The organism is Vibrio sp. YT-18 (assembly GCF_033337345.1).
GTDB classification, from domain to species: Bacteria; Pseudomonadota; Gammaproteobacteria; order Enterobacterales; family Vibrionaceae; genus Vibrio; species Vibrio alginolyticus.
In genome coordinates, this window is the sequence record NZ_JAWOQO010000017.1 from 1 (window position 1) to 12176 (window position 12176).

General features: G+C 43.1%; 11 protein-coding genes and 1 tRNA gene. 3 read left to right on the plus strand and 9 right to left on the minus strand.

Going from position 1 to position 12176, the window contains the following annotated elements:
* Positions 1–529 precede the first annotated feature (529 nt).
* From R7M72_RS19125 to R7M72_RS19155, 7 genes are all read right to left on the minus strand, one after another.
* Positions 530–1783, minus strand: a complete 1254-nt coding sequence (locus R7M72_RS19125) for an HD-GYP domain-containing protein (protein WP_005381029.1) — start codon at positions 1781–1783, stop codon at positions 530–532.
* A gap of 130 nt (positions 1784–1913) precedes the next feature.
* Entirely contained in the window at positions 1914–2912 is a 999-nt protein-coding gene (locus R7M72_RS19130; protein WP_315956594.1) for a LacI family DNA-binding transcriptional regulator, read from the minus strand.
* A 104-nt stretch (positions 2913–3016) separates the two neighbouring features.
* On the minus strand, positions 3017–3772 hold the full coding sequence (chbG, locus tag R7M72_RS19135) for a chitin disaccharide deacetylase (protein WP_315956596.1): 756 nt from the start codon (positions 3770–3772) through the stop codon (positions 3017–3019).
* Between the two features lie 17 nt (positions 3773–3789).
* Positions 3790–5112, minus strand: coding sequence for a 6-phospho-beta-glucosidase (locus tag R7M72_RS19140; RefSeq protein WP_005381048.1), 1323 nt, complete (start codon positions 5110–5112; stop codon positions 3790–3792).
* Positions 5113–5124: 12 nt separating this feature from the next.
* Complete coding sequence (locus R7M72_RS19145; RefSeq protein WP_031777269.1) at positions 5125–5436, minus strand: PTS lactose/cellobiose transporter subunit IIA; 312 nt, start codon at positions 5434–5436, stop codon at positions 5125–5127.
* Between the two features lie 51 nt (positions 5437–5487).
* The gene (locus R7M72_RS19150) at positions 5488–6822 is read right to left on the minus strand and encodes a PTS sugar transporter subunit IIC (protein WP_005381064.1); all 1335 of its coding nucleotides are present in this window, start codon (positions 6820–6822) and stop codon (positions 5488–5490) included.
* Between the two features lie 88 nt (positions 6823–6910).
* Positions 6911–7216: a PTS sugar transporter subunit IIB gene (locus R7M72_RS19155; protein ID WP_025767645.1), complete on the minus strand. Its 306-nt coding sequence runs from the start codon at positions 7214–7216 to the stop codon at positions 6911–6913.
* A 247-nt stretch (positions 7217–7463) separates the two neighbouring features.
* Between R7M72_RS19155 and R7M72_RS19160 the strand changes: the two genes are divergently transcribed.
* A complete protein-coding gene (locus R7M72_RS19160) occupies positions 7464–8747 on the plus strand; it encodes a carbohydrate-binding protein (RefSeq protein ID WP_315956597.1) in 1284 nt (427 codons plus the stop codon).
* A 247-nt stretch (positions 8748–8994) separates the two neighbouring features.
* Here R7M72_RS19160 and R7M72_RS19165 read toward each other — a convergent pair.
* Both R7M72_RS19165 and R7M72_RS19170 read right to left on the minus strand, forming a co-directional pair.
* Positions 8995–9079: transfer RNA gene (locus R7M72_RS19165), tRNA-Leu, on the minus strand.
* A gap of 190 nt (positions 9080–9269) precedes the next feature.
* A complete protein-coding gene (locus R7M72_RS19170; RefSeq protein ID WP_017636177.1) occupies positions 9270–9935 on the minus strand; it encodes an SDR family NAD(P)-dependent oxidoreductase in 666 nt (221 codons plus the stop codon).
* Positions 9936–10162: 227 nt separating this feature from the next.
* On the opposite strand from R7M72_RS19170, the gene R7M72_RS19175 reads away from it, so the two are divergent.
* Entirely contained in the window at positions 10163–11431 is a 1269-nt protein-coding gene (locus R7M72_RS19175; protein ID WP_017636178.1) for a DUF2254 domain-containing protein, read from the plus strand.
* A gap of 184 nt (positions 11432–11615) precedes the next feature.
* Positions 11616–12095, plus strand: a complete 480-nt coding sequence (locus tag R7M72_RS19180) for an RDD family protein (RefSeq protein ID WP_318056294.1) — start codon at positions 11616–11618, stop codon at positions 12093–12095.
* Positions 12096–12176 lie beyond the last annotated feature (81 nt).

Consider the following 12176-nt stretch of genomic DNA (forward strand, 5'->3'; position numbering starts at 1 on the left):
GCCGCCAGCGTTCAATCTGAGCCATGATCAAACTCTTCAATTTAAGATTTTGTTCGGCTCAATGAATACTGAACATTACATAAGTAATGTTTGAATTGACTGTGCTGAATCTTTCGATTCAATGGTCACTTCGTATCATTGAAACCTAAATTGTTTCCGAAGAAACTATTTGGATTATCATCAACGAGTGCCCACACAGATTGATAGGTCTATATTGTTAAAGAGCTTGCTTTGCGAGAAGTTTTTCTCTCAAAGCGGAGGTGCATTCTAGCGATTTAGTTGTTAGTGTCAAACACTTTTTTAAACTAATTTTTTGTAGAAGCTTTTTACCTCTTCGACCCTGCTAAAGCCTTGTGGCGTCTGCCGTGTCGATGGATGCGCATTATAGGGAGAAGATTTTCTTTGGCAATACTAAAAATGCATTTTTTCTAAAAAAACATGCCAAATGGATACTTTCCATCCAACCCTAAAATTACCCAGAAATAACACTCAGGATTTATACAATTTACCCACAAAAAGCTGTGGATAACTACTCATCACTATCAAAGAAATAAGAAATACGCGAACGCGGATTTAGATACTCTTTTACTTTATCCGGTAATTTTGACGGATGAATCGCGTTAACTATCTTTATATCTTTTGAGGCAAGATCAATGATTGGCGCTTGCGTCCTTGGTACTGATGGATCGTAAACCAAGACATTCGGGAATAATAAATGCGATGCATTCACTGAGATAACCAGGCCGACCATATTATTAGAAAGCTGAACTACGGTACCCGGAGGAAACACGCCCATAAACTTAATTAGGATGTTCAGGTTCTCTTCTTTATATAGGTGTTTACAGTTCTTATATAAATGAGAGAGTGCGGTATAAGGAATCTTTTGATCTGAGACTATCGGTGTATGACACAAGTTATCAAACGCATTGGCTACAGCAATAATTTGAGCAAACTCGTTGATCTCATCTCCTTTCAGGCCTTTAGGATAACCAGACCCATCTCTTAGCTCATGGTGCTGCGCGATCACAATTCTCGCGACTTCGGGAAAAGCCTCGATTTGACTCGCAAGATCGACGCCATATTTAGTGTGCAACTTTAAGTAGTTGGTTTCTGGCTCTGTTAGAGGTAGTTGCTTTCTTAATATTGCAGTCGGGATTTTTATTTTCCCGATATCATGGAATAGTGCGGAGAAGGAAAGCTCTTTCAACTGTGCTGCTGAGTACCCTTTAGCACGGCCAATCATCATCGAGATAACAGCCACGTTCAATGAGTGGAAATAAATATCTTCAAACTCATTTTTTCCGTTCATCAGATGTAACGTAACATTATCATCGCACATTAACTTCTCGACGATATCTTCAATAAGAAGCTTTGCTTCATCAACTGCTGCTGTCGGACGGTTACGGATTTTAGTCATGACTGAACGCATACGTGCCAGAGAGCGCTCAAACTCTTTTTCACACTGAATCACGCGTCGACGGTATGCACTTAACTTTTCTATGCGGTTCTGTTTTTCTTGCCACATTTTTTGAGTTTCATGATCTAACGACGCTTCATTTGTTACTCTGTCAGCTTGTCTTTGATCAACAGGGAGTGGAACGGCATCGCTTTGCTCTGGATTAAAGTAAACGAACTTTACGCCGAGGTGGCGGATCATCTCGACTTGCTCTTGGTCTTTAATCTTAAAGCTATTGAGTAGAAAGGGGTGATCGTTCCACTTTAGCGGAAGACGGATATGTAATCCGGGTTGAATACGATCGACCGTTAGTTTAATGGCTGCCACTTATTCACTACTGATTTATATTTCTTAAGAGAGTTAGAATACTAGTAAATTTTGTGAATAAATTCATCAGTAACTATCAAAACATCAAACCGTTATTTCTAAGCGACTCACTTAATTAGATAGAAGTAAGCTACTTTAAGGAGCGATCTGCTTTGCGTATTTTAAGCTTGGCCTCGAACACTGGCTTGTCTATTACTTCTTGATCTTTGACTAGCCCCATTAACGTTTGTACCGCTAGACGGGCCATGTCACTGATAGGAAAGTGCACTGCTGATACTGTAGGGTAAAGACTTTCACAAAGATCAACACTGTCAAAGCTAGTTAATGAGATTTGCTCTGGTACAGAAATACTGTGCTCGTGTAAGTACTGCATTGCGCCAACCGTCATTTCTTCACTGCACGAAAAGACAGCCGTCACATCAGGGTGTCGTTGTAAAATTGCAGCCATTGCATCATAACCACTTTGCCGACCATAATTCCCTTCTTCACACCAGCTTTCATCAATATCTATACCAGCATCCTTCATTGCATCAATATACCCAAGCTTTCTCAATACACTGTTATGACGTTGGGATGGACCGGCAATACAAGCAATCTTTCGATGACCACCAGCTAAAAGGTGCTCAACGGCAATACGGCTTGCATGATGATGGTTAAAGGTAACACAACGCTCTTCTATTCCTTCCACGTAGCGATCCAGAAGAACGAAAGGTGTTGGCTGTTTAGCTAATTCACGTAAGTCATCATCTGACAAATAACGACTATGAAGTACATAGCCGTCACAACGTAAATCATTAAAACGCTGAATTGCCTCTTTTTCACCTTGTGCAGAATGATGGCCTTGAGCTGTAATCAAAAACTTCTTATGAATATCCAGCTCGGTCTGAACCTGCTCCATCATCTCGCCAAAGAAGCCCCCCGTATAGTAAGTCACCAATAACCCAACCATATTACTGGATGAGGTTGCGAGTGAACGAGCAATTGCACTAGGACGATAATTCAATTGCGCCATAGCTTGCTCTACTTTTTTTCGAGTTTCCTCGCGAAATTTCCCCTCTCCATTAATAATTCGAGAAACGGTAGAGCGATTTACACCGGCGAGTTCGGCTACATCTTTAATCCTTGCCATAATGCTATTGGGTCCAACTGCAATTGTTATTAAATATTCGTTTGTGTAGAACGGCTGCCAGCAATTCGTAAGGTGCTATAGGGGGCGAAGCTGGCAGCCTTTAATCATACACCGACCATTTGATTGGTAGAAACAAGCTCAGAGTAATCCGTAACAGTTATACCATGATGAGCTAACTGTTCTTTTAAAATGGGAGAGGTAAGAACTTGTAACTCTAGCTCTCGCTGAAGCGCATAGCCACTCTTTAAGATAAGCGCCTGATCGGCCTCTGCCGGGTGGCACATCACCTCAACCAAGTCATAGTCAGCTTTTAAGCTCAATAGATGTGCCATTAAGCCATCCAAGCTCACTTTTTGATCATAAAACTCATCAGTAAAGATATACCTGATTGTCATCGATTCTTGACACAAGCCACTGCCCCGCAGTGGCACTCGGTATTCATTCGCTACTTCTTTAATAACGGGCAAAATTTGAGGGTGAGTATGCGCGTGATGATGGCTATCTAAGTGGCTTAGCTCTAACCCAAGCGATAAAAAATGTTCCACCTGAGCTTTTGCTTCATCATAAATGACCTGAGTTTCGAAGTCCTGCTTACTCCAAAGTTCGTCATAGTTGATAAAGTGCGCTCGGCCGTTGGTCAAGTTAGGATGCTTCGTTATAGGCACACCTGCTGTAAACCTAAGATGAACGCCAATTTTCAAGTCTGGATTATGGCGAGCTAGTTCTAAGGCATGTTGCTCAGCATCCATACCCACCATCATGGTGGTTGAATGAACCACACCTTGCTGATGAGCTTTAACGATGCCGCTATTTACACCTCTCGTTAAACCAAAATCATCAGCATTAAAAATGACTTTCATCGGCGCCCTTCCTTGTCTTACAACGTCGTTAGTTTAAATTGAGGTAAATACGGAGCGTTCACCGCTAGGATATCATCCAGGATTGACTTGGCGCGGCCAATGTCAGGCACCAATGGGTTATTGGTTAATGCCATAAGCGCCTTGTCATAATTACCTTCGACAGCAGCTTCTATTGTTAGCTGCTCATACGCTTTAACTTGATGGAGTAATCCTTTGATATTGTTTGACAACTCGCCAACCGCAAGAGGTTTCGCCCCCCAGCTACCAATCACGGCACTACATTCAATCACAGCATCGTCAGGTAGGCCGTTGATCGCTCCATTATTTAAAACGTTAACAACATGAATACTATTACGATTGTTATAAATTGAATCAACTAGGTTCAGTGATGCATCAGAATAATAAGCACCACCCCGCTCCTCTAACTCTTTCGGCTTATGATCGAGGGTAGGATCTTGATAGAGCTTAAATAGCGCATTTTCTGTTTCCATTACCTGCTCAGCACGAGTGCCTTTTTCATCGGCACTTTGTTTCTCTTCAGCAAGCATGGCATCAGTTTGGTAGAAGTAACGATGATAAGGACATGGTATCGCCCCCAGTGCTTTTAGAAATGCCGGATCCCACGGCTCTTCCCAGATATTCTTCATACTGAAGTTGGCACCATCACCGACTTTCTCTAATACCGTTTGAGTAATATCTTCCCCATTGAGCCATGCTTTGTGTACCCACACGAGATGGTTTAACCCAGCAAACTCAAGTTGCAGCTCTTTTGGCTCGCACTCCATCATTTCTGCAATCATCATTTCCATTGAAACGGGCACATTGCATAAACCAATACTCTTTACTTTGGTGTACTTACTGACCGCTTCGGAAACTAAACCCGCTGGGTTGGTGAAATTGAGCATCCATGCGTTTGGAGCCAACTCTTCAATGTCTTTACAGATATCCAGAATGACCGGAATGGTTCGCAGTGCTTTAGCAAAACCACCAGGGCCCGTTGTTTCTTGGCCGATGACGTCGTACTTGATTGGGATTCGCTCATCGTTAGCGCGTGCAGCAAGGCCACCAACACGAAACTGCGTCATCACAAAATCCGCATCTTTTATCGCAGCACGGCGATCGAAACCGGCTTTTATCTCAATTTTTGCTCCGGCTTTATCGACCATTCGCTGAGCCAATCCTTTGATGATCTCAAGCTTCTCAGCTCCTGACTCAATGTCCACAAAATGAATCTTCTTAACGGGTAAATATTCTAAGCGCTTAATAACCCCTTCAACCAATTCCGGGGTATAGCTACTACCACCGCCAATAATGGCAAGTTTGATCGCCTCTCTAGACATTTTCATCCCCCTTTACTTGTTCGAGATTTTTTTGTTCAGTGCGACGATTTCTACAGCCATCTCTTGAGCCAAAATCGTAGTCATCAGGTGATCTTGAGCATGCACCATCACTAACGTCATCGGGACTTTCCCTTCTCCCTGATCTTCTTCAATAAGCTGAGTCTGTATTAAGTGGGCTTTATTAATGCACTCTCTTGCTTGAGAGAGCTTCTCATCAGCCGCTTCAAAATCTTGTTCTCGAGATAAACGCAATGCCTCGTAGCTTAAACTTCTGGCTTCACCAGCATTGCAAATGATCTCCATTACAACCAATTCTTGTTCCATCATTTTCTCTCCGAAAATCGGGCCGCGGTAATTGCGGCCCATTAAGCACAGTTAAGCAGTAACGCCTTCGCCTGACGGCTGCGTGTCACCTTTAGTTTCCTTCGTCGTTGGTAGTTCTTGCTCCAACATTTGCTTCTCAAACATTTTGAAGAATGGGAAGTAGATGATTAGATCAAGAATCAATAAACCAATGACGAGCAATACTGGCGCAAAGGTCCAACCGCTACCCCACGAAGCACCTATCAGTGCCGGTGTTGTCCAAGGTGTTGTAGCGACACCCATACCCACAAAGCCGACATGCACAGCAAAATACGCAATCGTAGCGTTGATGACTGGAGCGAAGACGAACGGGATAAACAAGGTCGGGTTCATCACAACTGGGCTACCGAAGATCACTGGTTCGTTGATTTGGAAAAAGCCAGGCACCGCACTCATTCGACCAATGCTCTTAAGGTGAACAGAACGGCTAAACGACATCAGCATAACAAGAGCAAGTGTTGCACCAGAGCCGCCAATAAAGATGTAAAAATCCCAGAACGGTTGAGTAAATACGTTTGGAATCGGTTCACCTGCAACAAAGGCTTCAATGTTGGCACCAATGTTGGTCAAAAAGATTGGAGAAAGCAGTCCAACAACAATTGCAGCACCATGAATACCCGCAAACCAAAGCAGCTGGCAAAGCAATAAAGCGCCAATAATGGCAGGCAATGAGTTAGACGCACTAATTAGCGGTTTAAAGATAGCCATAACAGCGTCTGGAATCAGCATGTCGTACTGGGTTTGTACGAAAAGGCTAAGTGGATATAAGGTAATGAATATCGCTAAGACTGGTAGCAATACTTCAAATGATCGCGCAATCGCCGGTGGCACCTGCTCTGGCATGCGAATCGTAATATTGTGCTTTTTCATAAAACGGTAGAGCTCCACCGAGAAAAATGCACACATCACTGCGGTGAAGATCCCGGTTCCGCCCATGTGAGACATAGACAACGCGCCATCTTTAGCTGGGGCCGCAATGAGTAAAAAAGACATTAGTGACAATACAGCACTCGTGATCCCATCCATCTTGTAAGCCTTCGCTAAACTATAAGCAACGCCCAGCGAAACAAAAATGGTCATGATCCCCATCGACATGTTGTAGGGCATCATTATGGTATCAAAATGTGTAGTGGCGAAATCGAGCCAAATTCGACCAAAAGTAAAGGTTGTATCTTCGGCAAATGGGGGGAATGCAAAAATCAAAATGAAACTACCAACAATAATAAACGGCATTGCGACAATAAAACCGTCTCTCATTGCGCGAACATGGGGCTGATTCCCCACTTTAGCTGCTATAGGGGCTATATGCTTTTCGACTGCGCCTATAATTGCGTCATAAAGCTTCATAGAATCCATCCTTATTTTAGGCAAAAGAATCCCGCATCAAATATTTATATTTGATGTACAGTTATCTTTTTTAATTTAAAACTATGGTTTAGTTAATTAATTCTAATGCTTGCTCTAGTACTTCCTCTCCCTTCATCATTCCATAATGCTGAGGAGAAATCGCGTCAATGTTTTTACCATGCTCTTGCGCCGTTTTTCTTAGCTCTTCTAGCTGAAAACGTACTTGAGGCCCGAGAAGACAAACATCGTACTCTTTAATTGCATCTTCAAATGCATTCACTGACATCGCATCAATTTTGCATTCAATTCCTTTATTTTCAGCAGCTTGCTCCATTTTCTTAACAAGCATACTGGTTGACATCCCTGCGCTACAGCATAAAAGGATCTTTTTCATAGCCTTACTCCCGTTGTGTAAATTTCAACCTGCAAAAACTGTAGCAAAAATAACCAAGACAAAAAAGCGCAACCGGTTGCATTATTCGTGAACACAATCCCAATTTAGAAAATACCACCTATTTTTTTGTAATTATTTAGGTCTAGGATAAAAGTCATAAAATAATTTAAGACATCACATTAAGTTTCAAATTATCAATATTTTACTACTGACAACGTCGTTATTAATTTCTTAAAAGGAATAGAGAATGAAATTTAATAAATTGGCTATTGCAACGCTTGTAAGTGCCGCACTATCACAACACTCATTTGCTCAAACCGACTCTAAAGGCACAATTTATCTAACGTTTGATGATGGACCAATCAATGCATCTATTGACGTTATTCAAGTACTTAACCAGGAAGATATCAAAGCGACGTTTTACTTTAATGCTTGGCATTTAGATGGAATTGGTGATGAGAATGAAGACCGTTCCCTAGAAGCCTTAAAGCTTGCATTAGACACTGGTCATATTGTTGCGAACCACAGTTACGATCACATGGTGCACAACTGCGTGGATGAGTTTGGACCGAACAGTGCTGCGGAGTGTAATGCGACCGGGGACCACCAGCTTAACTCGTATCAAGACCCTGTTTACGATGCCTCAATGTTTACGGAAAACTTATCTGTGTTAGCAAAGTATTTGCCGAACATTACAAGCTACCCGAACTACAAGGCAACAGAGTTTGCTAGACTGCCCTACACCAACGGTTGGCGCGTGACGAAAGACTTCAAAGCAGATGGGTTATGTGCCACGTCTGATAACCTGAAACCTTGGGAACCAGGATATGTATGCGATACATCCAACCCATCCAACAGTGTAAAAGCAGCTATCGAGGTTCAAAATATCCTAGCGAATAACGGCTATCAAACTCACGGTTGGGATGTGGACTGGGCACCCGAAAATTGGGGCATTGAAATGCCAGCAAACAGCCTTACAGAAGCAGAAGCATTTCTTGGATATGTGGATTCCGCGTTAAACACTTGTGCACCAACAACGATTAACCCGATCAACTCCAAAGCTCAAGAGTTCCCATGTGGTACACCTTTACACGCCGATAAAGTTATCGTATTAACTCACGAGTTCCTATTTGAAGATGGTAAGCGTGGCATGGGTGCAACGCAAAACCTACCTAAGCTCGCTATGTTTATACAGTTAGCAAAACAAGCGGGTTATGACTTCGACACAATGGATAACTACACACCGAACTGGCAAGTTGGTCATAACTACGACGCTGGCGATTACGTCTTACACCTAGGTACTGTATACCAGGCTGTAACAAACCATACTGCACAACAAGATTGGGCACCGTCTCCAACCTCTAGCCTCTGGACAAATGCGGACCCAGCCACTAACTGGACTCTGAATGTTTCCTATAAACAAGGCGATGTGGTGACTTATCAAGGTTTGCGTTATCTAGTTGATGTACCGCACGTGTCCCAAGCAGACTGGACTCCGAACACTCAGAATACCTTGTTCACTGCTCTATAGGCTGTTCCTACTATCACCATGTAGTAGTTTGCGCGAGGCATACCCCTCGCGCTTTTTTGTTTTGAAGATCAATATACAACAAAGCCCCGACTTTCATCGAGGCTCTGTCTTAAAATATGGTACCGGTGGACAGAGTTGATTGGACTGGCATCCCTGCCGCCACCGCGAAGGCAACGCTAACTTCCTTTTGATATTTACGAGCACCTAAAACGACGAAAGGCCGCTATAAAAGCGACCTTTCTATGTATGGTACCGGTGGGCGGACTTGAACCGCCACGCCCGAAGGCAACGGATTTTGAATCCGTCGTGTATACCAATTTCACCACACCGGCATCTTTGGGCTATTGCCCTTTGATGGTTGGCATTATACGTAAGCTTTTGACCTGCGCAAGCAGAAATACCTTAAATAACTATCGTTTGCTGATAATTTCGCCACAAAGTGTGACAAAGCTGTACTCATAAGAAACGTACGCTCCATTTTCTACTACTCTTCCAGATGAAAAAGAGTATACGAAACTCTTTTTAAGTTCTATTCACTGTAATATCAGAAACATAACCATTCCCAATGCTCGACAACGCATTATGGAGCATCTCTGCGGCATCTTGTGCTTGCATGAAGTGACTCGTGTCCATCGTATTGCCGCTTGTTTTCCAGAATTCCGTATCCATTCCACCAGGATAAACCGCGATAATTTTCATAGGTTTTCCTTTTAGCTCCAAACGAACCGACTCAATTAATCCTTTGATGGCCCATTTCACTGCACAATACGTAGACTCTTGCGCTTTAGGTTGTTGCGCGGCTGTGGACATGATCATGACCACTTTTATTGGATGATCTTTGTAACGCTTTACTAACTCTCTTAGCACATGAATCGCAGAATTCAGGTTGTTATCAATCAACTTTTGAATCTCTTTCGGCTCCTGCTCTTCCAGTAAGCCAAAATAACCACTTCCCGCACTATGAATGACCATTTCAGGGGACTGTTTCACCCCATCAAAGAGCTGTTTCACATTTTGGTGCAATGAGAGGTTGCAAGCTTGATAACCAACGTTATGAGAGAGTTGTTTTGCTAGTGCGGATAGTTTTTCTGTATTTCTTCCTATTACATACGTCTCTTTGCCTTCCGCATCATAACGCTTTGCTAGTTCCGCCCCTAAGCCGCTACTTGCACCTGTAATTACAATCATGCGCTACCTCTTTTCAATCACATACTTTTAATTCATCTATCAATTAAGGTAACAGAATCGTGGTAATTCACACCTCAAGAGCACCATTCTTTGAAGCAAGCAGCTTTCTTACTTTCGTGATGCATGAAATATCAAGCAGAACGACGGGCATTTAACCTATGCTTAAGCAAGAATAACTTTCTGAATTTTCTATCGACTTTCTAGTGAGAACTGAATAGGAGCAAAGAATGACTGGGTCCAAATGGCAGTGGTTACTGAAACAGATGACGCGAAAACTGTGGGTCCGGACGTCACTCTACGCATTACTTGCTGTTGCTACCGCCTTAATGTCGATTGTTTTAAACCAGTTCATTACTCTGCCCCCTGCCATCAACGTCAGCAAGGATTTGTTGAACAACATATTAAATATCCTCGCAACCTCCATGCTTGCAGTGACTACATTCTCTCTCAATATTATGGTCTCAGCGTACAGTGCCGCTAGTGCAGGGGTAACGCCGCGAGCGACAAAACTGTTGATGGAAGACAGCACAACACAAAATGCCTTAGCAACCTTTCTTGGCTCTTTTCTATTTAGTTTGGTAGGAATTATCGCGCTAGGTATTGGGGCCTATCATCAACAAGCACAAATTTATCTGTTCATCGTGACTATCGCCGTAATCGTGATGATCATACTCACTCTGCTACGTTGGATTCAGCACCTTTCCGTACTAGGAAGGGTCAGTGAAACTACTTCATACGTGGAGCAAGCCTTGTTAGATGCGATAAGAAAACGGGGCAAAGAGCGTTGGCTAGGTGCTCACCCGTGGAGCCACCCAGAACATAAACCCAGAGGAAGTAAACCTATTTTGAGCCAAGAAATTGGCTACTTACAGCATGTTGATATGCATCATCTCGATAGTATTGCTGAAGCAAACCAATGCACCATCTACCTTGAGCGACAACCGGGAAGTTTTGTGTACGTAGGTCAACCATTGGCTTGGGTTTGTGGAGAATTGCCAGACGAAAGCGAAGTAACGGCAGCCTTCACGATTCGAACAGAGCGTTCATATGATCAGGACCCTCGCTTTGGTTTAGTCGTTATGGCGGAAATCGCCTCACGAGCACTATCTCCGGCTGTAAATGATAATGGCACCGCAATTGACGTTCTTGGGCGTTCTGTACGAGCACTTTCATTATGGGGAGACCTACTCAGTGAGCCGCCTACCAAAACTCGATATCCTAGACTATTTGTGCCCGCATTGAGCTGCCAGGATTTGTTTGATGATGTCTTTTTGCCGATAGCACACGATGGTGCAGCGCAACTCCAAATACAGATTCGCCTACAAAAGGCCTTGCTAGCTCTCTCTAGTATGCACCCTAAGTTATTTTTGTCACCAGCAATCAAGCTGTCAGAAAAAGCTTTAGAGCTTTCATTAAGCCAACATTATACCGAAGATGAGAAACACCAACTCTCTCAGCTATCTAATCTGGTCACAGACCAAAGAGCCAATGGTTAAGAGAATCGAATTCAGTTGAAACATATTGCTGCACGGCCTCGTGTATCATGACATGTGCTGATAACGTAGGGCAGAAAAGTCACTTAGTTTATACACAATTAAAGACTCTGTGCGTTAGGTCTCTTTTCTCTTGGTGAGGGAATCTATATTCTGACGCACAATTTTTAAGGTAAGTGATGGAATAATGACAACGTCTACAACTCTTCCACCTGCTGGTCTCTTTCGTCGACTTGCAGCGTTGATTTACGACACATTGATTATTATCGCAATTGAAATGATGGCCGCTGGTATTGTTATGGCCGTTGTGTTTGCACTAAATGCAGCAGGATTGTTGAGCTATGGCGAGTACGCTGATGCCGCAGATATGCTCGGAAAGCACCCTGTATTCAGCCCTCTATTTACACTTTATCTTGCGGGTGTGTGGATATATTTCTTTGTGTTCTTCTGGACGCGAGCAGGACAAACTCTTGGGATGCGCGCTTGGAAGCTTCGAGTTCGCAATGCCAAAGACGGAGCACCAATTGCGGTAACTCAAGCTCTGATTCGTATTTCGACATCTGGCTTTGGCTTGGCAAATCTGACTGTACCGATTGATCCGAAGAAACGTGGTTTCCACGACATTTGGGCCAAAACAGAGGTTGTTGTATTACCTAAGGCAAATTAACTTGTCTAGGAACACAAAAAAGGAAGGCGTAATGCCTTCCTTTTACATTTGGTTCGGTAAAACTTGGTTTATTCGATGATG